Origin of the sequence: Parageobacillus sp. G301 (assembly GCF_030268025.1) — a bacterium.
Classification (GTDB): domain Bacteria; phylum Bacillota; class Bacilli; order Bacillales; family Anoxybacillaceae; genus Parageobacillus_B; species Parageobacillus_B toebii.
Genome location: NZ_BSDB01000002.1, coordinates 199,810 through 224,663 on the forward strand (window position 1 = coordinate 199,810; position 24,854 = coordinate 224,663).

General features: G+C 43.0%; 26 protein-coding genes. 24 read left to right on the forward strand and 2 right to left on the reverse strand.

What is annotated here, in order from left to right:
- The first annotated feature begins 107 nt into the window (after nucleotides 1-107).
- Together rpoE and QSJ37_RS09700 are read left to right on the forward strand one after the other, a co-directional pair.
- On the forward strand, nucleotides 108-659 hold the full coding sequence (gene rpoE / locus QSJ37_RS09695) for a DNA-directed RNA polymerase subunit delta (RefSeq protein ID WP_201030664.1): 552 nt from the start codon (nucleotides 108-110) through the stop codon (nucleotides 657-659).
- A gap of 169 nt (nucleotides 660-828) precedes the next feature.
- Nucleotides 829-2,424, forward strand: a complete 1,596-nt coding sequence (locus QSJ37_RS09700) for a CTP synthase (RefSeq protein WP_285754955.1) — start codon at nucleotides 829-831, stop codon at nucleotides 2,422-2,424.
- A gap of 55 nt (nucleotides 2,425-2,479) precedes the next feature.
- Here the strand turns inward: QSJ37_RS09700 and QSJ37_RS09705 are convergent, their stop codons facing one another.
- Entirely contained in the window at nucleotides 2,480-3,010 is a 531-nt protein-coding gene (locus QSJ37_RS09705; RefSeq protein ID WP_285754956.1) for a DUF2529 domain-containing protein, read from the reverse strand.
- Nucleotides 3,011-3,158: 148 nt separating this feature from the next.
- Here QSJ37_RS09705 and QSJ37_RS09710 point away from each other — a divergent pair, with 148 nt between their 5' ends.
- From QSJ37_RS09710 to QSJ37_RS09770, 13 genes are all read left to right on the forward strand, one after another.
- On the forward strand, nucleotides 3,159-3,521 hold the full coding sequence (locus QSJ37_RS09710; protein ID WP_062678145.1) for a response regulator: 363 nt from the start codon (nucleotides 3,159-3,161) through the stop codon (nucleotides 3,519-3,521).
- A gap of 168 nt (nucleotides 3,522-3,689) precedes the next feature.
- Entirely contained in the window at nucleotides 3,690-4,553 is an 864-nt protein-coding gene (locus QSJ37_RS09715; protein ID WP_015865337.1) for a class II fructose-bisphosphate aldolase, read from the forward strand.
- Nucleotides 4,554-4,657: 104 nt separating this feature from the next.
- The gene (fsa, locus tag QSJ37_RS09720; RefSeq protein WP_015865336.1) at nucleotides 4,658-5,299 is read left to right on the forward strand and encodes a fructose-6-phosphate aldolase; all 642 of its coding nucleotides are present in this window, start codon (nucleotides 4,658-4,660) and stop codon (nucleotides 5,297-5,299) included.
- Between the two features lie 33 nt (nucleotides 5,300-5,332).
- Nucleotides 5,333-6,619: a UDP-N-acetylglucosamine 1-carboxyvinyltransferase gene (locus tag QSJ37_RS09725; RefSeq protein ID WP_089098262.1), complete on the forward strand. Its 1,287-nt coding sequence runs from the start codon at nucleotides 5,333-5,335 to the stop codon at nucleotides 6,617-6,619.
- A 27-nt stretch (nucleotides 6,620-6,646) separates the two neighbouring features.
- Nucleotides 6,647-7,609 (forward strand): class II fructose-bisphosphatase, encoded by a 963-nt coding sequence (glpX, locus tag QSJ37_RS09730; protein WP_062754452.1) that lies wholly within the window; start codon nucleotides 6,647-6,649, stop codon nucleotides 7,607-7,609.
- Nucleotides 7,610-7,874: 265 nt separating this feature from the next.
- Nucleotides 7,875-9,149: a transcription termination factor Rho gene (gene rho / locus QSJ37_RS09735; RefSeq protein ID WP_015865333.1), complete on the forward strand. Its 1,275-nt coding sequence runs from the start codon at nucleotides 7,875-7,877 to the stop codon at nucleotides 9,147-9,149.
- Nucleotides 9,150-9,309: 160 nt separating this feature from the next.
- Nucleotides 9,310-9,510: a 50S ribosomal protein L31 gene (gene rpmE / locus QSJ37_RS09740; RefSeq protein WP_285754958.1), complete on the forward strand. Its 201-nt coding sequence runs from the start codon at nucleotides 9,310-9,312 to the stop codon at nucleotides 9,508-9,510.
- Nucleotides 9,511-9,769: 259 nt separating this feature from the next.
- The gene (locus QSJ37_RS09745; RefSeq protein WP_171698835.1) at nucleotides 9,770-9,928 is read left to right on the forward strand and encodes a hypothetical protein; all 159 of its coding nucleotides are present in this window, start codon (nucleotides 9,770-9,772) and stop codon (nucleotides 9,926-9,928) included.
- 289 nt (nucleotides 9,929-10,217) lie between these two features.
- Entirely contained in the window at nucleotides 10,218-10,841 is a 624-nt protein-coding gene (locus QSJ37_RS09750) for a thymidine kinase (RefSeq protein ID WP_062678141.1), read from the forward strand.
- Nucleotides 10,842-10,898: 57 nt separating this feature from the next.
- The gene (locus QSJ37_RS09755) at nucleotides 10,899-11,342 is read left to right on the forward strand and encodes a hypothetical protein (RefSeq protein WP_285754959.1); all 444 of its coding nucleotides are present in this window, start codon (nucleotides 10,899-10,901) and stop codon (nucleotides 11,340-11,342) included.
- Nucleotides 11,343-11,520: 178 nt separating this feature from the next.
- Nucleotides 11,521-12,669 carry an iron-containing alcohol dehydrogenase gene (locus tag QSJ37_RS09760; protein ID WP_285754960.1) on the forward strand — a complete coding sequence of 383 codons (1,149 nt, stop codon included), beginning with the start codon at nucleotides 11,521-11,523 and terminating at the stop codon, nucleotides 12,667-12,669.
- A 2-nt stretch (nucleotides 12,670-12,671) separates the two neighbouring features.
- A complete protein-coding gene (locus QSJ37_RS09765) occupies nucleotides 12,672-14,318 on the forward strand; it encodes a sensor histidine kinase (protein ID WP_285754961.1) in 1,647 nt (548 codons plus the stop codon).
- Nucleotides 14,319-14,337: 19 nt separating this feature from the next.
- Complete coding sequence (locus tag QSJ37_RS09770) at nucleotides 14,338-15,792, forward strand: sigma-54-dependent transcriptional regulator (RefSeq protein WP_285754962.1); 1,455 nt, start codon at nucleotides 14,338-14,340, stop codon at nucleotides 15,790-15,792.
- A 30-nt stretch (nucleotides 15,793-15,822) separates the two neighbouring features.
- Here QSJ37_RS09770 and adhP read toward each other — a convergent pair whose 3' ends face one another.
- A complete protein-coding gene (adhP, locus tag QSJ37_RS09775) occupies nucleotides 15,823-16,845 on the reverse strand; it encodes an alcohol dehydrogenase AdhP (RefSeq protein ID WP_285754963.1) in 1,023 nt (340 codons plus the stop codon).
- 274 nt (nucleotides 16,846-17,119) lie between these two features.
- Between adhP and prfA the strand changes: the two genes are divergently transcribed.
- From prfA to QSJ37_RS09820, 9 genes are all read left to right on the forward strand, one after another.
- The gene (gene prfA / locus QSJ37_RS09780; protein ID WP_015865328.1) at nucleotides 17,120-18,196 is read left to right on the forward strand and encodes a peptide chain release factor 1; all 1,077 of its coding nucleotides are present in this window, start codon (nucleotides 17,120-17,122) and stop codon (nucleotides 18,194-18,196) included.
- Complete coding sequence (prmC, locus tag QSJ37_RS09785; RefSeq protein WP_285754964.1) at nucleotides 18,186-19,052, forward strand: peptide chain release factor N(5)-glutamine methyltransferase; 867 nt, start codon at nucleotides 18,186-18,188, stop codon at nucleotides 19,050-19,052. The genes prfA and prmC overlap by 11 nt, the downstream gene beginning before the upstream one ends.
- Nucleotides 19,053-19,148: 96 nt before the next feature.
- Complete coding sequence (spoIIR, locus tag QSJ37_RS09790; RefSeq protein ID WP_285754965.1) at nucleotides 19,149-19,931, forward strand: stage II sporulation protein R; 783 nt, start codon at nucleotides 19,149-19,151, stop codon at nucleotides 19,929-19,931.
- A 199-nt stretch (nucleotides 19,932-20,130) separates the two neighbouring features.
- A complete protein-coding gene (locus QSJ37_RS09795; RefSeq protein ID WP_285754966.1) occupies nucleotides 20,131-21,177 on the forward strand; it encodes an L-threonylcarbamoyladenylate synthase in 1,047 nt (348 codons plus the stop codon).
- A gap of 63 nt (nucleotides 21,178-21,240) precedes the next feature.
- A complete protein-coding gene (locus QSJ37_RS09800) occupies nucleotides 21,241-21,795 on the forward strand; it encodes a manganese efflux pump MntP (RefSeq protein WP_285754967.1) in 555 nt (184 codons plus the stop codon).
- A 150-nt stretch (nucleotides 21,796-21,945) separates the two neighbouring features.
- Nucleotides 21,946-22,392 carry a low molecular weight protein arginine phosphatase gene (locus QSJ37_RS09805; RefSeq protein ID WP_062754430.1) on the forward strand — a complete coding sequence of 149 codons (447 nt, stop codon included), beginning with the start codon at nucleotides 21,946-21,948 and terminating at the stop codon, nucleotides 22,390-22,392.
- Between the two features lie 11 nt (nucleotides 22,393-22,403).
- Entirely contained in the window at nucleotides 22,404-23,699 is a 1,296-nt protein-coding gene (locus QSJ37_RS09810) for a methyl-accepting chemotaxis protein (protein WP_285754968.1), read from the forward strand.
- A 90-nt stretch (nucleotides 23,700-23,789) separates the two neighbouring features.
- Nucleotides 23,790-24,236: a ribose 5-phosphate isomerase B gene (gene rpiB, locus QSJ37_RS09815; RefSeq protein ID WP_015865321.1), complete on the forward strand. Its 447-nt coding sequence runs from the start codon at nucleotides 23,790-23,792 to the stop codon at nucleotides 24,234-24,236.
- Nucleotides 24,237-24,255: 19 nt separating this feature from the next.
- On the forward strand, nucleotides 24,256-24,834 hold the full coding sequence (locus QSJ37_RS09820; RefSeq protein ID WP_285754971.1) for a TIGR01440 family protein: 579 nt from the start codon (nucleotides 24,256-24,258) through the stop codon (nucleotides 24,832-24,834).
- Nucleotides 24,835-24,854 lie beyond the last annotated feature (20 nt).

Consider the following 24,854-nt stretch of genomic DNA (forward strand, 5'->3'; position numbering starts at 1 on the left):
TTTTTTCAGTAAACATCTAGCATAAACAACGAGAATTTGTTTATAATGAATGGTATGTATTCGAATCGCATTCATCGCCAGTTTACATAGGAAAGGGAGTGCCGAATTTGAGTTTGCAGCAATACTCTCAAGAGGAATTGCGAGAAATGTCGTTTGTGGAACTCGCTAGTCTCGTTTTATCTGAAAAAAGGGAAGCGTTATCGTTCCAACAGCTTGTGAATGAAGTTGCTGCGCTAATTGGTTTATCGGAGCAGGAAGTAAAACAGCGGCTTGCTCAATATTATACAGATTTAAATATTGACGGTCGTTTTATTTGTGTTGGAGAAAATGTCTGGGGTCTGCGCGTTTGGTATCCGTTCGATCAAACAGAAGATGAAACGGTAATGATCGCCAAGCCGAAGAAGAAGAAAAAAGCGCTTGATGATTATGAGGATTACGATGATATTATCGATGATGAAGATATCGATTATGATGATCTTGACGAATATGATGAAGACGAGCTTGATCTTGATGAAGACGAGCTTCTTGATGATGACGAATTTGATCTCGACGACGACGAAGCGTTTGATGACGAACTTCTTGATGACGATGAATTTGACTTAGGAGATGACGAACTGGACGAAGATTTAGATATAGACGTCCCGGAAGAAGATGAGTAATATTCTCTTGACTTTATCCATGGAACTATGTAAAATCTTATCTGGGCTCTTAAAAACAGACGGTACAAATATATCGCTCCCTTACATATACGTAAGCGGAGCGTTTTTTATTTTTGTATTTGGCACACACTTAAACTGTTATATATATTTCGGCAGGGGGGAACACAATATGACAAAATATATTTTTGTTACCGGCGGTGTCGTATCATCGTTAGGAAAAGGGATTACGGCGGCGTCGTTAGGCCGGTTATTAAAAAATCGCGGCTTGAACGTAACGATTCAAAAGTTTGACCCATATATCAATGTAGACCCGGGAACGATGAGTCCGTATCAACATGGAGAAGTGTTCGTTACTGACGATGGCGCAGAAACGGACCTCGATTTAGGACACTACGAGCGCTTTATTGATATTAACTTAAATAAATATAGCAACGTAACAACGGGAAAAATTTATTCCGCTGTGATCAAAAAAGAGCGCCGTGGGGATTATTTAGGAGGAACGGTACAAGTTATTCCGCACATTACGAACGAAATTAAAGAACGAGTATTTCGGGCCGGTCAAGAAACCAATGCGGATGTTGTCATTACGGAAATTGGCGGAACGGTCGGCGATATTGAGTCGTTGCCATTTTTAGAAGCGATTCGCCAAATCAAAAGCGACGTTGGCCGCGACAATGTAATGTACATTCATTGTACGCTTGTTCCATATATTAAAGCGGCTGGCGAAATGAAAACAAAACCAACCCAACATAGCGTAAAAGAACTACGGAGCCTTGGCATTCAACCAAACGTCATCGTCGTTCGCACCGAGATGCCAATTTCTCAAGATATGAAAGAGAAAATTGCGCTATTTTGTGATATTGATCCGAAAGCGGTCATTGAAGCGCGCGATGCGGATACTTTATACGCTGTTCCGCTTATGCTACAAGAGCAAAAATTGGATCAAATCGTTTGTGAACATTTGAAGTTAGACTGTAAAGAAGCGGACATGACGGAATGGAAGGCGCTTGTCGAAAAAGTGCGCAATTTGTCGCGGACAACGAAAATCGCGCTTGTCGGAAAATACGTGGAATTGCAAGATGCGTACATTTCTGTAGTAGAAGCGTTGCGTCATGCCGGATATGCGTTTGACACCGATATTGATATTAAATGGATTAACTCCGAGCATGTAAATAAAGAAAACGTAGCCGACTTATTGAGCGATGCGGACGGCATTCTCGTGCCAGGCGGATTTGGCGACCGCGGCATTGAAGGAAAAATTGAAGCGATTCGTTACGCGCGCGAGCAGAAAGTTCCATTCCTCGGAATTTGTCTCGGAATGCAGCTTGCTTCGATTGAGTTTGCCCGCAATGTAGTGGGGCTGAAAGAAGCTCATTCCGCTGAATTTGACCCGAATACACCTCATCCAATTATCGATTTATTGCCGGAACAAAAGGATATAGAAGATTTAGGCGGAACGCTTCGACTAGGTCTTTATCCTTGCAAATTGTCAGAAGGAACGCTTGCCTACGAAGCATATCAAGATGAAGTCATTTATGAACGCCATCGCCATCGTTATGAGTTCAACAATCAATATCGTCAAATAATGGAACAGCACGGATTCGTCTTTTCCGGTACAAGTCCGGACGGCCGTCTCGTCGAAATTATTGAGCTAAAAGATCATCCTTGGTTCGTCGCTGCCCAATTCCATCCGGAATTTACATCACGGCCGACAAGACCGCAGCCATTGTTCCGTGATTTTATTAAAGCATCATTAAAACAATAATCGTGATTGCACAAAAAAGGACTATCTTCCGCATAGGTTAGATAGTCCTTTATTATTACTCATATTCTTCTAAAATGTCATAAATGGTAAGCAACAGACAATAGTATGCAAACGAGGCTGTAATGACCGTCGGGAAGCCAATGCGGCTGCCATCCTCTTTCGGAACGATCGGCTTTAGCAATTTGCTGTCGATATGGACATCGACAATGTCAACTAGTGACGGTTGCTCATCTTTGACCACAGCGGAAATGGCGGCAATTTCAAGACCTTGTTCTTTTAATCGTTCGGCAAGACTGATGGCGTCTTTATCATTGGAAAATCGCGCAATCAATAAAACGCGATCCGTTTCATCGATATCATTGCGAAGATGTCCATTTTCCATTAAGCGTACCGCTTTTGGCAGTTTATCTTGTCCGCAGAGAGCCTCGATGACAACGGCTTCCATTTCGTGAAATCCGTGAAGCAAAATGCGCCCTTCTCCGATGATCGCCTGTGCGAGCAGACGCGCTCCATCCTCGAATGCCATTTCTTCTTCTTCGGCAATTTTTTTCAAATAACCGATCATTTGAGTCGTAAAAATTTTCACTGTTCGTCCTCCTTTCGTTGCTATTATATAATAAAATGATTTGCTAATTGGAATTTATCCAAATGCAAAAAATTTGGCAGGAAAATAACTGAACGATGCGAAACTAATAACATGGAAGAAAAACAAAGAATTGAGGTGCATAATAGCGATGGGAAGTAAAATTTTAATTGTTGATGATCAATACGGGATTCGCATTTTGTTAAATGAAGTGTTTCAAAGAGAAGGATATACGACATATCAAGCCGCTAATGGCATGCAAGCGCTGGAAATTGTCCGCAAACATCAACCCGATTTAGTGTTATTAGATATGAAAATTCCTGGAATGGATGGAATTGAAATATTAAAGCGATTAAAAGAAATTGATCCAGATATTAAAGTGATTATTATGACTGCTTACGGAGAACTCGATATGATTCAGGAAACAAAAGAATTAGGCGCGATTATGCATTTTGCGAAACCGTTTGATATCGATGATTTGCGCGAGGCAGTAAAAAAGCATTTAGTTTCGTAAGAAAGTTGTCATAGTTTGCTCTAAGTTACAATGTTGCTGTTTTGTTTATAAGTTGGTATGCTTATTAACGTAAGACTATTGACGCCTTTCATACATATCCCCCGTTGGAATGACGCATAGCTATATTGAAGAAAGGCGAAGACGTTAAAGCATAAGGAGGATTTTACTATGCCTTTAGTATCCATGAAAGAAATGCTTAATAAAGCGTTGAAAGAGAAATACGCTGTCGGTCAATTCAACATTAATAACTTAGAATGGACGCAGGCGATTTTAGCCGCGGCAGAAGAAGAAAAGTCACCGGTGATTCTCGGAGTGTCTGAAGGCGCGGCGCGTTATATGAGCGGTTTTAAAACGGTAGTAAATATGGTTAAAGGATTAATGGAAGATATGAATATTACCGTTCCGGTAGCGATTCATCTTGACCATGGTTCTAGCTTCGAAAAATGTAAAGAAGCAATCGATGCCGGTTTTACTTCTGTCATGATTGACGCCTCCCATCATCCATTTGAAGAAAACGTCAAAATCACCTCTCAAGTGGTGGAATATGCTCATGCACGCGGTGTATCGGTAGAAGCAGAATTAGGTACGGTCGGCGGCCAAGAAGATGATGTTATTGGGAAAGACATTATTTATGCGGATCCGAAAGAATGTGAAGAATTAGTCAAACGGACGGGAATTGACTGCTTGGCTCCTGCATTAGGTTCTGTGCACGGTCCGTACAAAGGGGAGCCAAAATTAGGTTTTGCGGAAATGGAACAAATTCGTGATCTAACTGGCATTCCGCTCGTGCTTCACGGTGGTACAGGCATCCCAACAGAACAAATTCAACGTGCTATTTCTCTCGGTACATCCAAAATTAACGTCAATACAGAAAACCAAATGGCATTTACAAAAGTCGTCCGCGAATTGTTAGCGAAAGACGAAAAAGTATATGACCCTCGCAAAATTATCGGTCCTGGCCGCGATGCGATTAAAGCGACAGTAATCGGGAAAATGCGCGAGTTTGGTTCTTCCGGAAAAGCAGTCCAATAACATTTTCAGGTAAAAAGGAAAAACCGCCTAACGGAACAACGAACGTTGTGACGTTATCGCGGTTTCCTTTTCTTGCCCCATCAATGATAAGGGAGGATATCGCCATGAAATTTTTTATCGATACGGCAAATTTAGAAGAAATTAAAAAAGCGAATGAGCTCGGGATTTTAGCCGGTGTGACGACAAACCCTAGTCTTGTTGCGAAAGAAAATGTCCCATTCCATGATCGTCTTCGCGAAATTACGTCCATTGTTTCCGGGTCGGTTAGCGCGGAAGTGATTTCCACGGATGCAGAAGGAATGATCGAAGAAGGCGAAGAACTAGCAAAAATTGCCCCGAACATTACGATTAAAGTGCCGATGACAAAAGAAGGGCTTAAAGCGGTAAAGGTATTTAGCGAAAAAGGGATTAAAACGAACGTTACATTAATTTTTACAGCAAACCAAGCACTATTAGCAGCACGTGCCGGAGCAACATACGTGTCTCCATTTCTTGGTCGTCTAGACGATATCGGTCATAACGGTTTTGAACTCATTTCCACCATCGCCGACATTTTTAATATCCACGGAATCGATACAGAAATTATCGCTGCCTCCATTCGCCATCCGCTTCATGTAACGGAAGCTGCACTAAGAGGAGCGCATATCGCTACTGTTCCGTACAAAGTATTAATGCAATTGTTTAACCATCCGTTGACGGATCAAGGAATTGAAAAGTTTTTAGCAGATTGGAATCGGCAAAAATAGAAGTCAACTTCTCGTTAAAGAAGGGAGACTATAATGGAAAAAATCAAAATTATCGGCGGTGATCCGCTGCAGGGAACGATCAAGGTAAGCGGCGCAAAAAATAGCGCCGTTGCCCTCATCCCTGCTACGATTCTCGCTGATTCACCGGTTACAATCGAAGGATTGCCGGACATTTCTGATGTGCGAATTTTAGGCGACTTAATTAAAGAGATTGGCGGAACGTTCCATTTCGATGGCAAAAAAGCGGTCATCGATCCGACCAATATGGTACCGATGCCGCTGCCGAATGGAAAAGTAAAAAAATTGCGCGCTTCGTATTATTTAATGGGAGCAATGCTTGGTCGTTTTAAAAAAGCGGTTGTCGGGCTGCCAGGAGGCTGCCATCTAGGTCCGCGCCCGATTGACCAGCATATTAAAGGCTTTGAGGCGCTAGGAGCGAAAGTAACGAACGAGCAAGGTGCGATTTATTTGCGCGCGGAGGAATTGCGAGGTGCCCGTATTTTTTTAGATGTGGTAAGCGTAGGGGCAACGATTAATATTATGTTGGCCGCGGTGCGCGCCAAAGGCCGGACGATTATTGAAAACGCTGCAAAAGAGCCGGAAATTATTGATGTGGCGACATTGCTTTCCAACATGGGAGCAAAAATTAAAGGCGCCGGAACCGATGTCATTCGCATCGACGGTGTTGAGAAATTATCAGGATGTCGTCATTCGATTATTCCGGACCGCATTGAGGCTGGTACATATATGATTGCTGCGGCAGCGATGGGGAAGGAAGTAATCGTCGATAACGTTATTCCTCAGCACGTTGAATCATTGACCGCAAAATTACGCGAAATGGGCGTGCATGTGGAAACGAGTGACGATCAAATCCTTGTTTCTAGTGTACCAGCTTTAAAAGCAGTAGATGTGAAAACGCTTGTTTATCCTGGTTTTCCAACCGATTTACAGCAACCGTTTACAGCGCTTTTAACAAAAGCGCAAGGGACAAGCATTGTGACTGATACGATTTATAGGGCCCGCTTTAAGCATGTCGATGAACTCCGTAGAATGAATGCGAACATAAAGGTGGAAGGCTGTTCCGCCATTATTACCGGTCCGGTTCGGCTGCAAGGCGCAAAAGTGAAAGCGAGTGATTTACGCGCAGGCGCGGCGCTTGTGGTTGCAGGTTTAATGGCAGAAGGGCTTACGGAAATTGCGGGAGTAGAACATATTGACCGCGGATATAGCAATCTTGTCGAAAAGTTAACCAACATAGGCGCAACGATTTGGCGAGAAAAAATGACGGATGAAGAGATTGAACAAGTCAAAAATGCGTAAGCGACAAAGGGGAAGGGGGAAATTCCGATGGAAAGAAGTTTAACAATGGAACTTGTTCGTGTCACGGAAGCAGCTGCTCTCGCCGCCGCCAGATGGATGGGGCGAGGCAAAAAGAACGAGGCAGACGAAGCAGCAACAACGGCCATGCGCAATGTATTTGATACCGTTCCGATGAAGGGAACGGTCGTCATCGGTGAAGGAGAAATGGACGAAGCGCCGATGTTATATATCGGAGAAAAGCTCGGCAACGGCTATGGGCCTCGTGTGGATGTTGCAGTAGATCCACTAGAAGGAACAAATATCGTTGCTTCCGGAGGTTGGAACGCATTAGCGGTCGTTGCGGTGGCGGACCATGGCAATTTGCTTCACGCTCCTGACATGTACATGGATAAAATCGCCGTCGGTCCTGAGGCGGTCGGAATGATTGATATTGAAGCACCGGTGATTGATAATTTAAAAGCGGTTGCAAAAGCGAAAAACAAAGATATTGAAGATGTCGTTGCTGTCGTATTAAACAGGCCGCGCCATGAACGGCTCATCGCTGAGCTAAGAGAAGCGGGAGCGCGCATTAAGCTGATTAATGACGGCGATGTTGCCGCTGCGATTAATACCGCATTTGATCATACAGGTGTGGATATTTTGTTCGGTTCTGGCGGGGCGCCGGAAGGAGTATTGGCTGCGGTAGCACTGAAATGTTTGGGAGGAGAAATTCAAGGAAAATTATTGCCGCAAAATGAACAGGAAGTAGAACGATGCAAAAAAATGGGGATTGATGTAACGAAAGTGCTTCGCATGGAAGATTTGGTGAAAGGCGACGATGCTATTTTTGCCGCAACTGGCGTGACAGATGGGGAATTGTTGCGAGGCGTTCAATTTAAAGGAGCATATGGCGAAACTCACTCCGTTGTGATGCGTGCGAAATCAGGAACTGTTCGTTTTATTGAAGGGCGGCACAGCTTGAAGAAAAAACCAAATTTAGTCATCAAGTAAAAGCGATGCCAGCGGGGCGAAAAAGGTTCAACCTGTCGCCCTTGCTTATTTTATATCACGAAATAAAAAACTGTTGATTAAAAAACGATAAAAAGGGTAAAATAGTCATGCTGCGTGTGCATAAAATAAGCTCTGCCATTTCTACTTCTTTATTTTCAGCCTTCATCGCCTTCTTTTCATCCCATCCGTTTTAAAATTCATAATAAATTGAAGGTTTGGAGTGAGTATGGAAGAACATGAAAAATTGCAAAAGTGTGGTGTCGAAATGGAGTTAACACTTTCTACGTTAGAAAATATGAAACTGAAAGAGCTCTATGAGCTTGCTCGCCAATATAAAATTTCTTATTACAGTAAACTGACAAAAAAAGAGCTTATTTTTGCTATTTTGAAAGCGCGTGCGGAACAAGATGGATTGTTTTTTATGGAGGGCGTGCTTGAAATCATTCAATCAGAAGGATTCGGCTTTTTACGTCCGATCAACTATTCCCCAAGTTCTGAAGATATTTATATTTCCGCGTCACAAATTCGCCGATTTGATTTGCGAAACGGGGATAAAGTGTCTGGAAAAGTGCGTCCTCCAAAAGAAAATGAACGCTATTTCGGATTGCTTCATGTCGAAGCAGTCAATGGCGAAGACCCAGAAGTCGCAAAGGAACGCGTGCACTTCCCGGCATTAACACCTTTATACCCAAATCGACAAATGAAATTAGAAACAACCCCGGACAAGCTATCAACGAGAATTATCGACTTAATTGCCCCGGTTGGATTCGGGCAGCGCGGATTGATTGTAGCTCCTCCAAAAGCCGGAAAAACAATGCTATTAAAAGAAATCGCCAACAGCATCACGACCAATCATCCAGAAGTAGAACTCATTGTTCTCCTCATTGACGAACGTCCAGAGGAAGTAACAGACATCGAGCGGTCGGTCAATGGTGACGTCGTCAGCTCGACGTTTGACGAAGTGCCGGAAAATCATATTAAAGTAGCGGAATTAGTGTTAGAAAGAGCGATGCGTCTTGTCGAACATAAACGAGATGTCGTTATTCTTATGGATAGCATCACTCGTTTAGCACGCGCTTATAACTTAGTCATCCCGCCAAGCGGCCGCACGCTTTCAGGGGGGATTGATCCGGCTGCGTTCCACCGTCCGAAACGGTTTTTCGGAGCGGCCCGCAATATTGAAGAAGGCGGCAGTCTAACGATTTTAGCTACTGCTCTTGTTGATACGGGTTCACGTATGGATGATGTTATATACGAGGAATTTAAAGGCACCGGAAATATGGAACTCCATCTTGACCGATCGCTGGCGGAGCGGCGTATTTTCCCAGCCATCGATATTCGTCGCTCAGGTACGCGTAAAGAAGAGTTGCTCATTCCGAAAGAGCATCTTGAAAAATTATGGGCGATTCGAAAAACAATGTCTGATTCCCCTGATTTCATTGAGCGGTTCTTAAGCAAACTCCGTCAAACAAAATCAAACGAAGAATTTTTTGCGATGCTTGATGAAGAATGGAAAAGTAATGGAGCCGTGCGAATTTAATAGAACCGAGGGAAGAAATCGGCAAAAATCACTGGTTGCAAAAGAACATTAAAGTTGTTATAATTTTACCATGTGTGTTTTGACAAACGCCAAAATATGATAAAAATAATGATATACAAACTCTGTTTCGAAATGATACAGGGCGGAAGGAGTGAAGATCATGAAACCAGGAATTCATCCAGAGTACAAAAAAGTAATCGTACGTTGCGCATGTGGAAACGAATTTGAAAGCGGTTCTGTAAAAGATGAAGTGCGTGTAGAAATTTGCTCCGAATGTCATCCATTCTTTACAGGACGTCAAAAATTTGTTTCTGCTACAGGACGTGTTGATAAATTCAACAAAAAATACGGCTTGAAATAAAGAAAAGCGGAGGGCGCTTGCTCATCGGCGACACGCGCTGGAGGACCCGCGAGGAGGCTCAGACCAAACAAAGTTTGGTCTTGCGTGGCTGACTCAGAGAGGTCTCCTCAATTTGTCGCCGCCACAGCGGGGCCGAAGCGTCGCGAGCCGATAGCGCCCGGAGCTGGACAATAAAGAAAAGCGAAGGCGAGCTGCTTAACCGCGAAGGGCAAATGTTCTTCGCCCGTAGGGGTGCTTGCACCCTGAGGGAGAAGGTTATTTGACCCCGAGCGGTTGCGAGCCGAGCTGGACAATAAGAAAAGCGGAGGCGGCGCGATTAGCTCCCGAAGCGAAATGTTCTTCGCTCGCGGAAGTGCTTGCACTTCAAGGGCGAAGGTTATTTCGCACAAGGGAGCTAGCCGCCGGAGCTAGACAGTAAGAAAAGCGGAAGCGGCGCGATTAGCCTTCGAAGCCAAATGTTCTTCACCCGCAGGGGTGCTTGTCACCCCAAGGGGGAAGGTTATTTGGCAGAAGAAGGCTAGCCGCTGGAGCTAGACAATAAGAAAAGCGGAAGACGCCCGCCTATCGGCGCTTAGGCGTCTATCACGTCCTAACGAATTCCATGAAAAACAGGCAAGCGGCTGATTCTTGCCTGTTTTTTTATGGGCAAACAAGGTACAATAAAACATACATACGCCGGCAGATGAGAACGAAGGGAGAGGCATTTCATGTATATTATGAAGCAGTCCGGCTGGCTTGAGGTCATTTGCGGAAGCATGTTTTCCGGAAAATCAGAAGAATTGATCCGCCGCGTTCGTCGCGCGACATTTGCCAAACAAGAAGTGAAAGTATTTAAACCGACCATTGATAATCGTTATAGCGACGAAGCGGTTGTGTCGCATAACGGCAATTCGGTGATCGCCATTCCTGTTTCCTCGCCGAAAGAAATTTTTGAGCATATTTCAGAAAAAACAGACGTCATTGCTATCGATGAAGTGCAGTTTTTTTCCGATGACATTATCGATGTCGTGCAGACGCTGGCAGACCGCGGCTATCGCGTCATTGTCGCGGGGTTGGACCAAGATTTCCGTGGCGAACCGTTTGGACCTGTACCAACGTTAATGGCGATTGCCGAATCAGTAACAAAACTGCAAGCGGTATGCACGGTATGCGGCTCTCCGGCAAGCCGGACGCAGCGGCTCATTAACGGCGTTCCGGCCTCTTATGATGATCCAGTGATTTTAGTAGGCGCCAGCGAGGCATACGAACCGCGCTGCCGCCATCATCATGAAGTTCCCGGCAAACCGAGGAAAACGGATAAAACAAACCATCATTCGCCCGTTAAACGGTGAATCCTACCATTTATATTTTTGGGAATGCGGGAAAACCTAACAGCAGGGAGGCGACAAATGATGAGAAACTTGCTGCTGTTAGGTTTTGCTATGGTTCTTTCCGCTTGTTCGATGAATCCAAATCATGCTTCTTACCACGAACAAAGTGAAGATAAAAATGGCACGAAGCTAATGACCGATGATAAAACGAAAAGCGATTATGACCGCTATTTATATAACAACTTTGACGACCCGGAAAAAACACGGCAAAATCCGAATTTCATCAACACCACAGACAACAGTGGAAATGATCGCGCCGATGTCGGGAAAGCCGTACAAGTCATCGAGACATATACCGATTACAAACCTGGGTCTGTTTGGATGAACGGAAACGATATGTACGTGACGGTTCACGTTCCTTCCTCGATGTCAGAGGAAAAACGGCAAAAAGAACAGAAACGGATTCATCAGTTGCTCACAAAAGCCATTCCGACGTACGATATTCATGTGCGTTTAGATTAAGGATTCATCTTCTGAGAAGAAGATGGATCTTTTTCTTCATCCATATCGCAATTAGACGGTGAGTGATGCTTTTTATATAATTTTTTTAGTAAAAAGGTAAAACGTTTGCAAACTTCGATAAAAAGACCAATCATATTCTTTAGAATGACTTTGACAATTTTTTGGTTAGGTGGGTAATATGAATATTCATAAATTCGTGATGCCGGAGATCATTTTTGGGAATGGTGCTATTGAGCATGTAGGGGAAAGCTGTTTGCGGCTTGGAGCAACTAATGTTTTAATTGTCAGCGACCCAGGAGTGATCGAAGCCGGATGGTTGGATGTCGTCGTAAAAAGCTGCAAACAGGCGAATTTAAAATACACGATATTTCACGATGTAACGGTTAATCCAAAAGATATCGAAGTGGAAAAAGGATGCAAAGTTTACATAGAAAATGAATGTGATGCGATCATAGGAATTGGTGGAGGAAGTCCTTTAGATGTGGCGAAGGCCATTGCCATTTTGGCCACCAATGGAGGAAAGATTCACGATTATGAAGGGGTGGACAAAATCAGAAACCCATTGCCTCCACAAGTGATGATTCCTACAACGGCTGGATCGGGTTCTGAAGTATCACAATTTTCCGTCATCGTAGATACATTAGGACAAAAAAAGATGACGATTATTTCCAAATCCCTTATTCCAGATATTGCAATTATTGATCCGGAAACATTATCGACAAAAAGTGCTCGTTTAACTGCTTCGACTGGCTTGGATGTTTTAACACATGGCATCGAAGCATACGTAAGTTTGGCCGCAACCCCATTAACGGACGTTCAAGCAAAAAACGCTATTTCTTTAGTATCAGAATACTTGCGCCCATCTGTTGCTTCAAAAATCAACAAAGAAGCGAAGACACATATGGCAATGGCTAGTTTGCAGGCTGGCCTTGCGTTTTCTAACGCCATTTTAGGCGCGGTGCATGCGATGTCGCATGCGGTCGGAGGAAAGTATCCCGTTCTTCATGGCGATATTAATTCTATTTTACTTCCATATGTAATGGAATATAATCTATTGGCCAATCCGAAAAAATTTGCGGATATTGCGATATTTCTCGGTATTGATATTCGAGGATTGTCGTACATGGAAGCGGGAAGAAAAGCAATTGAGTATATCAAACAATTAACAATGGAGATTGACGCTCCGCAACGATTATCCGATATAGGATTAGAAAAAGACGAAATACCGCATATGAGTGTCATCGCCCTCCATGATGCTTGTATGATCACTAATCCTCGAGATGTCACCGTAGAGGATATTGAAGAAATATTTAGAAGGGCATGGTAGAGATGGAAGTAAAAGATCGGCAACAAATGATTAACTTATTAACTGGCGTTCAATCTTCGAAAAAAAGTTACTATAACGAATTAAAGAAAACGGTGATTGAGCTCAAAAAGAAAAATATGCAGCTTGAAATTATTAATGATGTAACAAAAAGTTTTAATATTGATATGTCTATCGATGAAATGTTGAAAAACGTTCTTGATAAGCTGCGAACGATTTTTCCCATCGAAAGAATCAGCTTATCTATGTACGAAAACGAAAAATTGATTTTAACCAATGTTTATCCTTCCCACTCATTATATTTTCCGATTGGATTTGAGTTTTCAAAAAAGCATTCCCTTTATTGGAAAGTCATTGAATCACTTGAAAAAGTCTTTTATCAAGTAGATTCCAGTAAAGAAGACTATACGGAAAATAAAATATATAAATCTTTAGGAATTCGCAGTGTATTGTTAGTCCCGCTTATTCATAAAGGGAAAGTCATCGGTGTGCTCTGCATAGGAAGCAAAGAAATCATAGAATATGACGAAGATGATTTGACCTTTTTCCAACAGTTTTGTGACCAGTTAGCCGTGTGCATCGAAAACGCTCGTCTTTATAACGAGGTTCTCACTAGCAAAAAGGAATGGGAGGAAACATTTCGAGCGGTTTCAGAGATGATTTTAGTCGTTGATTTAGAAGGAAATATTTTAAAATATAATGACGCAGCGAAAGATTTTTTCCAGCTGCATTATAAAAGTGAGAAACGAAACTTTCATCAACTTTTGTCGATAGACGTCCATAACAGTCCCGTGCTGAAAATTGTTCAAACAAAAAAGCCTGTCTATCAGGAGATTCATTTTCAAAAGCGAGTATGTGAATTGCGTGCTTATCCGGTATTCAATGAAAGTCAACACATCTATGCCATTATTATTTACATTAATGACATTACGGAAAAACGCCGGATTGAAGCGCAATTAGTCCAATCAGGAAAGTTGGCCGCGATCGGAGAGATGGCAGCGGGAATCGCCCATGAATTGAATAACCCATTGACGGCTATTTTAGGCAATGCCCAATTGCTGTTAAGAACAGCAGATGATCGATCCCACAAATTGCTTTCCGATATTTATTCGTGCGGAAAGAGATGTAAAACGATTATCCAAAATTTATTGACTTTCTCAAGGCAAGATGAATATATGTTTGAAGATTGCTCTGTCAATGAAGCGGTGGAGCAAGTGCTAGGGTTAATCGGTGATCAAATTAAGAAACAAAATATCACCATTCAGAAAAAATTAGATCATTCACTGGAATTGATTGAAGGAAATATTCAGCAAATCGGACAAATTGTTTTAAATCTTTTAATTAATGCAAAAGATGCGTTAGAGGAGATGGATATTCCAAAAAAAGTAATTTCTATTGAAACAAAATCGGTGACGGAAGACGGCAAGAAGTGGGTTCTTTTATCGGTTCAAGATAACGGCAAAGGAATTGAAGAACAATACTTGCAAGAGATTTTTAATCCTTTCTTTACGACAAAAAGGCCAGGGAAAGGAACGGGACTTGGATTATCCGTCAGCTTAGGAATCGCGCAAGCTCACGGAGGGACCATCGAGGTGATAAGCCATCTTGGAAAAGGAAGTACATTTATGTTAAAGCTGCCGGCAAAGCAATAAACGTGGGAGTGAATAATCAATGCCCAATGTGTTAGTGATTGACGACGAACGAGAAGTATGTACATTTTTTCTTCATTTGTTAGAAGGAAAAGGATATCATGTCAAGTTAGGATGGAATGGAAAAGACTTTTTCAAATTAATTCAACAGTATTCATTTGACCTTGCCTTAATTGATGTAAAGCTGCCAGACACAAATGGTTTGGAACTATTAAAACAGTTAAAAGCCGTTCAACCATCGTGCAAGGCTATTATTATGACGGGATACAGCACCGTGAAGACCGCGTTAGAAGCAATTAAGTATGGTGCAAGTGATTATATTGAGAAGCCATTTGATGATATTGATGAGTTAGAAAAAATCATTGAAGAATTGCTGGATAGTGAAATCCATTCGTCTCAACAGGATATGTATAAGTTGGCGGAAGCGCTCGGCTTTGTTATCGGAACGAATAAAGAAATGAACGATTTAATCAAGCTTGCTTATAAAATTGCGAAAAAAAATGTAAACGTATTAATTGAAGGAGAGACGGGAACGGGAAAAGAAGTGCTCGCACATTTTATTCATCAAGCAAGCATGCGCTATGATCAGCCTTTTATTGCAATTAACTGCGGAGCGCTGTCGGAAACGCTGCTTGAAAGCGAATTGTTTGGCCATGAAAAAGGGGCGTTTACCGGAGCATTGAAAGAAAAGAAAGGGATTTTTGAAATAGCGAACAGAGGGACATTATTTTTGGACGAAATAGGGGAAGCATCCTTAGCTACACAAGTAAAGTTATTACGTGTGTTGGAAACAGGAGAGTATATTCGCGTCGGTGGCGAAACCGTCCGTAGAACCAATGCTAGAATTATTGCCGCTTCCCATGTCAATCTCAGTCAGGCGGTAAAAGAAAAAACGTTTCGTGAAGACTTATTATACCGGTTAGATGTAGTAAAATTAACGATCCCTCCTTTAAGAGAACGAATAGATGATTTACCTGTTTTGATCAAGCATTTTTTAAAAAAGCTGAATTCTACTCTTACTTTTTCCGACGATGCTATTTTGCAAATGAAACAATATCCATGGCCGGGAAATGTAAGAGAGCTTTTTAACGTCGTAAAAAGAGCGGTGACGTTGGCGGAAGGCGAAACGATGGTAATCACTCCTGATTATCTTCCGGAAAAAATAAGAACGGAAACGAATGTATCTTCGATTCCATCAAGTGAAATTAAAAATAACAACGAGATGGATTTAGAATCTTACTTGCAAAACTGGACCAGCTATATTTTATCATTATGGAAAGAAAACAATGAGCGGCTCGATCTTCAACATGTTTTAGATGCCGTAAAAGATTTAGAAACACAGATCGGACGATTTTTCGTTTGGAAAACGTTGAAGGAAACATTAGGAGATAAAAAAGAAGCGGCAGAACGGTTAAACATTACGGTGCGCCAGCTTCGCTATTTATTGAAAGAAAAAGGGACTGCTTCAAAAGAATAAACTTAAAGCAGTCCCTTATCGTATGTTCCATTAACGGTCTGTGCCAATTGTCAAAACGATCCGGCCGTTAATTTTCCCTTTTTCCATTCTGTCAAATACTTCATTGATTTGTTCTAATGGAGCGGTTTCTACAATAGGGCGCACTTTTCCTCTCGCAGCGAAATCCAACGCTTCTTGCATATCTTTTCTCGTACCGACGATTGATCCTTTCACCGTAATTCCATTTAATACCGTATCGAAAATAGGGATTGGCAGTTCATCGTTAGGCAATCCAACAACAACAAGGCATCCGCCGCGTTTTACGGATTTATAGGCTTGTTCAAACGCTTTTTTCGTTACAGCCACACTAATGGCAGCTTGTACTCCGCCTACTTTTTCATGAATAGCTTCTACTGGATCCTCTTTTAGCCCATTAATGGCAATATCCGCCCCTAATTGTTTTGCAAGATCTATTTTTTCATCGCTAATATCGACCGCGACAACGTTTAATCCCATTGCTTTTGCGTATTGAAGAGCAATATGCCCTAATCCTCCGATTCCGTAGATGGCTACCCATTCTCCCGGTTTGGCGTTAGACACTTTTAGCGCTTTGTATGTCGTTACTCCCGCGCAGAGAATTGGCGCGACTTCCACTGGATCTAAGTTTTCTGGAATTTTTGCGACATAATCGGCAGGTGCTTTGCAGTATTCCGCATATCCCCCATCGACGGAATATCCACCGTTTAATTGATGTGGACAAAGTGTTTCTTGCCCGCTCAAGCAATATTCACATTCTCCGCAAGCGGAGTATAGCCATGGAATACCGACACGGTCTCCTACTTTAACGGATTTTACTCCTTCTGCTACTTCGACAACAATCCCTACCCCTTCGTGTCCAGGGATTAAAGGCAATTTTGGCTTGACTGGCCAGTCTCCGTGCGCAGCATGCAAATCAGTGTGGCAAACCCCGCAAGCTTCAATTTTGACAAGTACTTCTCCATAGTTTAGTTTTGGTTTTTCCACCTCTTTAATTTCTAATTGTTGCTTAAATTCAGTGACAACCGCTGCTTTCATTCTCCCTACCCCTTTCTAAATTTCAAACAAGTTCCACTAGTTTATCCTGCAAAAACTGTGCCAATAGAAAAAATGACTTTTCTGTGACAAATCCACATGGTTTTGCCGAATTTTTGTTAAAATTGGACGAAATCTCGATAATTTTTGACTAATTTTCGTAATATTGATTTTAATTGGCTTGTGAAGCTCTCTTCACTATGCACCCTTTTCTATTTCATATATTTGGGATATAATAATAAATCAGACTGTGCATCGAAAAACAGAGGTGAAAAACGTGTTTGAACGTCTGGAAGCAGTAGAAGAACGTTATGAAAAATTAAATCAACTGCTAATGGATCCAGAAGTGATTAACGATCCAAAAAAACTTCGCGACTATTCGAAAGAGCAATCGGATTTATCAGAAACGGTACAAACGTATCGCGAATACAAATCGGTCCGCAAGCAGCTGGATGAGGCAAAAGCGATGTTAGAAGAGAAGCTTGATCCAGAAATGCGGGAAATGGTGAAAGAAGAAATTGATGAGTTGGAACAAAAAGAAGAAGAGCTTGTCAATAAGTTAAAAATTCTTCTTCTTCCGAAAGATCCGAACGATGAGAAAAACGTTATTATGGAAATCCGTGCCGCGGCAGGCGGCGAGGAAGCGGCGCTATTTGCCGGCGACTTGTACCGGATGTATACACGCTATGCGGAATCGCAAGGATGGAAAACGGAAGTTATTGAAGCGAGTCCGACCGGGCTTGGAGGATATAAAGAAATTATTTTTACGATTATCGGAAAAGGAGCGTATTCCAAGCTGAAATACGAAAACGGCGCGCACCGAGTGCAGCGCGTCCCGGAAACGGAATCTGGCGGACGTATTCACACATCGACGGCAACGGTTGCTTGTTTGCCGGAAATGGAAGAAATCGAAGTCGAAATTAACGAAAAAGATATTCGCGTCGATACGTTTGCATCGAGCGGACCGGGTGGACAAAGCGTGAACACCACGATGTCGGCGGTTCGTTTGACGCACATTCCAACGGGAATTGTCGTAACGTGCCAAGACGAAAAATCGCAAATTAAAAACAAAGAAAAAGCAATGAAAGTGTTACGCGCCCGCATTTATGACAAATACCAACAAGAAGCGCGCGCGGAATACGATCAGACGCGCAAACAAGCAGTTGGAACAGGGGATCGTTCGGAGCGAATTCGCACGTATAACTTCCCGCAAAACCGTGTGACCGACCATCGCATTGGATTGACGATTCAAAAGCTTGACCAAGTGTTAGACGGCAACCTCGATGAAATTATTGAAGCACTGATATTAGACGATCAATCAAAAAAATTGGAGCAAGCGAACAATGAGCTATAAAATTTACGAAGTCCTCACATGGGCTTCTTCTTTTTTAAAACAACATGGCAAAGAAGAGCGGGCCGCGGAACTATTGCTTTGCCACCATTTGCAAATCACAAGAGCGCAGCTGTTTGCCCGGCTGCGCGATCCAATCGATGAAAACGTGCGCCAATCATTTGAAGCAGATGTTCGTAAGCATGTGTATGAACATGTTCCGGTGCAGCATCTGATCGGTTTTGAACAATTTTACGGCCGGCCGTTTCTCGTCAATCGCAATGTGCTGATCCCCCGCCCGGAAACAGAGGAATTAGTGGAAGGCGTGCTAACCAGAATCACACAATTATTCCCGGGAAATAAAACGATCGATGTGGTCGACGTCGGGACAGGAAGCGGGGCGATTGCGATTACGCTGGCGTTAGAAAACAAATCGCTTCGCGTTGCGGCCATCGATATTGTTCCCGAGGCTCTGGAAGTGGCAAAGCGAAATGCGGAACGTCTTGGAGCGGATGTTGCATTTATTTGCGGCGACTTATTGCAGCCCCTTATAGAGGCCAATCGCAAAGTAGACGTTGTCGTTTCCAATCCGCCGTATATTCCGGAAAATGAAATTGCTTCGCTTTCCCCTGTCGTAAAAGATTACGAGCCTTTACGGGCGCTTTCCGGCGGCAAAGACGGCCTTGATTTTTACCGCCGCTTCGCCCGCGAGCTGCCATTCGTATTAAAAGAACACGCGCTTGTCGCGTTCGAAGTAGGGGCTGGGCAGGGAGAGGCGGTCGCGGCAATATTGCGGCAGACGTTTCCACAAGCAGAGGTGGAAGTTGTTTTCGACATTAACGGAAAAGACCGAATGGTATATACATCATTAGGAAAATAACTTCCAGTACCACCTGGAAGTTATTTTTTTAGATTGATAGAGTTTAAAATTTGCTTGCGTTGTCCACAATGAAAAGTGAAAGGACGGTGCAAGCAAATGAATCAAAAGAATATCGGAATTATTTTATATATACTACTATTAATCATCGGCGTGCTGGTAAATGTATATGGGCATCAAACGGAAGCGGGGGAAAACGCGACGGTCGCTATTCCGGACGAAGCGATCCGTCTGCGGATTTTAGCCAATAGTGATTCTGCGGAAGATCAAGCGTTGAAACGAAAAGTGCGCGACGCGGTGAATGCGCAAATTAATGGGTGGGTAGCCGATTTAACGTCTTTTCAAGAGGCAAAGCGAGTGATTCGATCCCATATTCCAGAAATTGAACAAACTGTAGCGGATGTGTTGCGAAAAGAACACAGCGATCAATCGTATAAAGTGCAGTTCGGGAAAGTCGATTTTCCGACAAAAATTTATGGGAATTACGTTTATCCAGCCGGGCAATATGATGCTGTTTTAATTACGCTTGGCGAGGGAAAAGGAGCAAACTGGTGGTGCGTTTTATTTCCGCCGCTTTGTTTTCTTGATTTTAGCAATAGCGATGCGGTGCGAATGAACGAGCAACCATACGACGCCAATGACAATAAAAAAGAGGTGTTCGCTCCTGCACAAGGAGAGAATAAGGAAACGGTGGAAACAGAGGAAACAGACGAAACAAACGAGCAGCAAGAACAAAGCGGCAAGACGGAAAAACCAGTAAAAGAAGAGGAAGTAAAGCAGGCAAGTATAGCAACAACGCCGTCTCCGTTTGTAGCAGAAAATGATCAACCTGTGGAAGTCAAATTTTTCGTGAAAGAACTTATTGAACAATTGATTCCATAATAGTTTGTGGATAAATGTGTAAAACTCACTAACATATCCACAAACTTATCCACTAAAATAACATATTTATCAACAAAATGTGGATAAATTTTGCGAAACTTTTTTCTTTTTTTCATTTTAAGATATAATTCTCGAAGAGGTTGTTGATATTTTTATACTATTTTACTAGCAAGCAGCAACGATAGTTGGGGGGAACAGAGTGAAAACGAATGTTTGGGTTGTGGATAATATTGTTGATAAACAAAGCATTTATCCACAGATTAAAGAGGCTGCACAACTATTGAAATCCGGCGAGGTTGTCGCTTTCCCAACGGAGACGGTGTATGGACTGGGGGCAAACGCGAAAGATGCAAAAGCAGTGGAAAAAATTTTCGCGGCAAAAGGCCGCCCAAGTGATAATCCGCTTATTGTCCACATCGCTCATCTTAAACAGCTAGAAGAGATTGTTTCTGCCATTCCTGATGTGGCGCATACGTTAATAAAACGCTTTTGGCCAGGACCGCTTACGCTCGTTCTGCCAAAAAAAGAAGGAGTGATTTCTGATCCAGTAACAGCAGGGTTGCCTACTGTAGCGGTACGCATGCCAGCACATCCAGTCGCCCTTGCGTTAATTGAAGCCAGCGGATTGCCATTGGCCGCGCCGAGTGCTAATATATCAGGGCGTCCGAGCCCAACGACAGCGGCGCATGTGTTCGCTGACTTAAATGGACGGATTGCTGGGATTGTCGATGGCGGGGAAACAGGTATTGGAGTGGAATCGACCGTTCTTGACTGTACGACGAAAGTGCCGGCAATTTTACGTCCGGGCGGTGTAACAAAAGAAGCACTCGAGAAAGTGATCGGAAACGTTGCCGTAGATAGCGCGCTAACCGATGAACGGCAAACACCGAAATCACCGGGAATGAAATATACACATTACGCCCCAAAATCACCAATGGCGATTGTTCAAGGCTCCCCTGCTTTTTTGCAAACGCTTGTGAATAAACAACGTGCGCTTGGAAAAAAAGTCGGTGTCCTAACGACAGAAGAAAACCGCTTTTTTTATGATGCCGATGTGGTATTAGCTTGCGGATCGCGTTATGATTTACATACCGTAGCAAGCCATTTATATGATACGCTTCGAAAATTTGACGAAACAGATGTTGATTTCATTTATAGCGAATCGTTTCCGACAGAAGGAATTGGAGAAGCTATTATGAATCGGCTGAAAAAAGCCGCAGGTCATCAAGTGATTGATGAAAAATAAATCTTCTAAATATTCCCGGACATGCATATGTTAACAGTAAGGCAAGTCCGGGAGGGAAATCAAATGAAGATGTTCATCGGCGAACTTGTGACACTATCGATGATGGCGTTTGCATTAGGAATGGATGCATTCTCCGTCGCATTAGGCATGGGGTTGTTTTTCTTGCGATTAAAACAAATTTTTTACATAGGCATTATGATTGGGCTTTTTCATATTATTATGCCGTTTTTAGGAATGTTCCTCGGCCGCTTTTTATCACACCAATTTGGCAGCATCGCCTCTTATATCGGAGGGGCGTTGCTGCTATTGTTAGGAATTCAAATGATTGTTACATCCTTTAAAAAGGAAAGCGATAGGTTTGTTTCGCCAATGGGAATAGGACTTATTTTTTTTGCTTTTAGTGTGAGCCTTGACAGCTTTTCCGTCGGGCTTAGTCTCGGCATTTACGGCGTGCGAACATTGCTTACGATTTTATTGTTCGGTTTTTTCAGCACGGTGTTGACTTGGATGGGATTAATGTTGGGGCGTCATTTCCAACAATGGCTTGGTGCTTACAGTGAGGCGCTTGGCGGCAGTATTTTGTTAGCGTTGGGGCTGAAACTATTATTTTCGTTTTAAGTTGGCCGCTGCTCACTAAAAAACAAAAGAGCTGCTCCAAAAAGAAGTTTGAACTTTTTGGGCCGCTTTTTTGACGCTATATTTTGCTGGTAATTTTTATTATAATTAATTTGTACGTTAGTCGAGTTATGAACGGTAAGAGGTGTTTGTATGTCGCATCGCATTTTATTTGTTTGTACGGGAAACACATGCCGCAGCCCGATGGCGGCAGCGTTATTAAAAAGCAAACAATTGCCAGATTTGGAGGTGAAATCAGCGGGGGTGTTTGCTGCGGAAGGAAGCGATGCTTCGCTTCACGTAAAAACGGTGTTAAAGGAAAAGGGAATCGAAACAAAACATCGTTCATCAATGCTGAAAAAAGAAGATATCGATTGGGCGACGCATATTTTTGCCATGACGGCTGGGCATAAGCAGTTAATCATTGAAAGATTTCCAGAAGCGAAAGAGAAAACGTTCACTCTCAAAGAATTTGTTTTCGGAAAACAAGGGGACGTATCCGATCCGTTTGGCGGTTCTGTTGAAACGTATCGCAAGACGAGAGATGAGCTAGAAAAGCTGATTGATCACCTCGTGCGTAAGCTTGGTGGAAATCAGTAGGAGGAAAGGGAATGGAAAGGGAAAAACAGAGATATCGTTTTAGTTTACGTCTAAAAATTGTTGCATTTACAACCATATTGGCCATCATTACGTATTCTACAAGCGCATTTTTTATTTATGTTTTGTATGATTTATTCTTCACTTCGATGAACAAAAGCGCGTTTACCATTATTATACTATTGCTTGGAATCATTTGGTCAGGCTTGCTTGCATACATGGCATCAGGATTGATCGTAAAGCCGTTGCATCGGTTAGAACAGGCGGCAATCAAAGCAGCAAGCGGACAAATTAATGAAGATGTTCCGTTGTCCAAATCAGATGATGAAATCCGCTCATTAGGGATTGCTTTTAATGAAATGTTGCGAAGTTTGCGAACAATCGTGAAAAATATTGAAGATAATTTTTCTCGTACGAATGAGAAAGTCGTGGAAATTACGAGCGCTTCCCTTGTTGCGGCAGAGCGTTCGAAAGATATTGCCCGCACGATTGAGGAAATTTCTAAAGGCGCGAATGACTCTGCTGTATCGATGCAAACGGCCGCTGAGTCGGTGGATGATGTGCTGCGCATTGCGAATCAAGTGCAGCAAAAGGCGAATCAATCCGAACAATTAGCGAAGGAAATGGTGACAACATTACATAAAAGCCGTGAAGTCATTAGTTCGCTTGTCAGCGGAATCGAACAATTGGCGCGCAATAATCAAACGTCTTTAAGTGCGGTCGAGCGGCTGGAGCAACATGCGAAAGAAGTGGAAAACATTATCTCTCTAGTCGGTGATATTGCCGGGCAAACGAACTTGCTTGCCTTAAATGCCTCCATTGAAGCGGCGCGCGCTGGCGAGCATGGAAAAGGTTTTGCTGTTGTCGCGGAAGAAGTCCGGAAGCTTGCGGATGAGAGCGCAAAAGCGGTTCAAGGGATTTCTGAGCTGATTCAAAACATTCAAAAGGAAGTCGCACATGTCGTATCACAAATTCATGAGCAAGTAAAATCCGCGAATGAAGAAGCCGCAAAAGGTGCCGATACGAACGACGCGATTGCGGAAATGACCAAATCGATTCACGAAGTCGTTCGTTCCGTCCATGAAATTGCTGAATTAGTGAAAGAACAAATGTCACATATCGAAAAAGCGTCGATTCAATCACAAGAAGTTGCGGCGATTGCCGAAGAAACGTCGGCTGGGGCGATGGAAGTAACGGCGGCAACACAAGAACAAACTTCTGTTATTCAGCATGTAAACAAACTAGCGGAAGAATTGGCGGAACAAGCGAAAAAATTAAAAGAAACGATCGACCAATTTGGTACAAGATAAAATTAGAAAGGTCGCCTTCTATATCGGAAACATGTAAAATGAATAGAAAGGCGGCTTTTTTCTATATGACAAAACAAGGAGGAAATGAACATGAAAGTAGCGATTGCATCTGATCACGGCGGAATTCATATTCGTGAAGAAATTAAAAAATTAATGGACGAAATGGGGATCGAGTACATCGACTTAGGATGTGAATGCGAAACATCGGTCGATTATCCTGATTACGCGATTCCAGTTGCGGAAAAAGTCGCAAACGGGGAAGTGGATCGCGGCATTTTAATTTGCGGTACCGGAATTGGCATGACGATTGCCGCTAATAAAGTAAAAGGCATTCGTTGCGCGCTCTGTCACGACGTATATAGCGCCAAATTAACGCGCCAGCATAATGATAGCAACATATTAGCGATGGGAGAACGCGTCATTGGACCAGGATTAGCGCGTGAAATCGCGAAAGTGTGGTTGACGACGGAATTTGAAGGCGGACGTCACGCACGACGCGTGGAAAAAATTACACAATATGAAAACAAACATTTATAACATGGGAGGAATCATCAATATGTCTTCCCCATTATCCGAATGGAAGCAGCAATGGCAGACGATTATTGGTGAATTTCGAAAGCAAGTCCCGCTTTCATCCGAGCATATTCTTGTCATCGGCTGCAGCACAAGCGAAGTGATCGGCGAGAAAATCGGAACAGCTGGCTCAACGGAAGTCGCCGAAATGCTGTTTGCCGAATTGAAAAAGTGGCATGAGGAAACAGGGGTGCAGCTAGCGTTTCAATGTTGCGAACATTTAAACCGTGCGCTTGTTGTAGAAAGACAGACCGCCATGTCCCGTCAGCTTGAAATCGTCTCGGTCATCCCTGTCCGAACAGCCGGCGGAGCAATGGCTGAATACGCGTATCGTCATATGAACGATCCCGTCGTTGTCGAATTTATTAAAGCAGATGCCGGCATTGATATCGGCGATACATTGATCGGCATGCATTTAAAGCATGTCGCTGTTCCTGTGCGCGTGTCGTTAAAGCAAGTGGGACATGCCCATGTGACATTGGCAAAAACGAGGCCGAAACTGATCGGCGGCGCCCGCGCAGTCTACTCTTTAGAAAATCCGAATACTTCTTGCACTTCCTGATGATTTTGTTCATTTTTTCT

Excerpts from the sequence above, each read along its gene's own strand:
- QSJ37_RS09700 (WP_285754955.1), top strand. The coding sequence starts at position 829 with ATGACAAAATATATTTTTGTTACCGGCGGTGTCGTATCATCGTTAGGA.
- QSJ37_RS09710 (WP_062678145.1), top strand. The coding sequence starts at position 3,159 with ATGGGAAGTAAAATTTTAATTGTTGATGATCAATACGGGATTCGCATT.
- QSJ37_RS09715 (WP_015865337.1), top strand. The coding sequence starts at position 3,690 with ATGCCTTTAGTATCCATGAAAGAAATGCTTAATAAAGCGTTGAAAGAG.
- fsa (WP_015865336.1), top strand. The coding sequence starts at position 4,658 with ATGAAATTTTTTATCGATACGGCAAATTTAGAAGAAATTAAAAAAGCG.
- QSJ37_RS09725 (WP_089098262.1), top strand. The coding sequence starts at position 5,333 with ATGGAAAAAATCAAAATTATCGGCGGTGATCCGCTGCAGGGAACGATC.
- glpX (WP_062754452.1), top strand. The coding sequence starts at position 6,647 with ATGGAAAGAAGTTTAACAATGGAACTTGTTCGTGTCACGGAAGCAGCT.
- rho (WP_015865333.1), top strand. The coding sequence starts at position 7,875 with ATGGAGTTAACACTTTCTACGTTAGAAAATATGAAACTGAAAGAGCTC.
- rpmE (WP_285754958.1), top strand. The coding sequence starts at position 9,310 with ATGAAACCAGGAATTCATCCAGAGTACAAAAAAGTAATCGTACGTTGC.
- QSJ37_RS09750 (WP_062678141.1), top strand. The coding sequence starts at position 10,218 with ATGTATATTATGAAGCAGTCCGGCTGGCTTGAGGTCATTTGCGGAAGC.
- QSJ37_RS09755 (WP_285754959.1), top strand. The coding sequence starts at position 10,899 with ATGATGAGAAACTTGCTGCTGTTAGGTTTTGCTATGGTTCTTTCCGCT.
- QSJ37_RS09760 (WP_285754960.1), top strand. The coding sequence starts at position 11,521 with ATGAATATTCATAAATTCGTGATGCCGGAGATCATTTTTGGGAATGGT.
- QSJ37_RS09765 (WP_285754961.1), top strand. The coding sequence starts at position 12,672 with ATGGAAGTAAAAGATCGGCAACAAATGATTAACTTATTAACTGGCGTT.
- QSJ37_RS09770 (WP_285754962.1), top strand. The coding sequence starts at position 14,338 with ATGCCCAATGTGTTAGTGATTGACGACGAACGAGAAGTATGTACATTT.
- adhP (WP_285754963.1), bottom strand. The coding sequence starts at position 16,845 with ATGAAAGCAGCGGTTGTCACTGAATTTAAGCAACAATTAGAAATTAAA.
- prmC (WP_285754964.1), top strand. The coding sequence starts at position 18,186 with ATGAGCTATAAAATTTACGAAGTCCTCACATGGGCTTCTTCTTTTTTA.
- spoIIR (WP_285754965.1), top strand. The coding sequence starts at position 19,149 with ATGAATCAAAAGAATATCGGAATTATTTTATATATACTACTATTAATC.
- QSJ37_RS09800 (WP_285754967.1), top strand. The coding sequence starts at position 21,241 with ATGAAGATGTTCATCGGCGAACTTGTGACACTATCGATGATGGCGTTT.
- QSJ37_RS09805 (WP_062754430.1), top strand. The coding sequence starts at position 21,946 with ATGTCGCATCGCATTTTATTTGTTTGTACGGGAAACACATGCCGCAGC.
- QSJ37_RS09810 (WP_285754968.1), top strand. The coding sequence starts at position 22,404 with ATGGAAAGGGAAAAACAGAGATATCGTTTTAGTTTACGTCTAAAAATT.
- rpiB (WP_015865321.1), top strand. The coding sequence starts at position 23,790 with ATGAAAGTAGCGATTGCATCTGATCACGGCGGAATTCATATTCGTGAA.
- QSJ37_RS09820 (WP_285754971.1), top strand. The coding sequence starts at position 24,256 with ATGTCTTCCCCATTATCCGAATGGAAGCAGCAATGGCAGACGATTATT.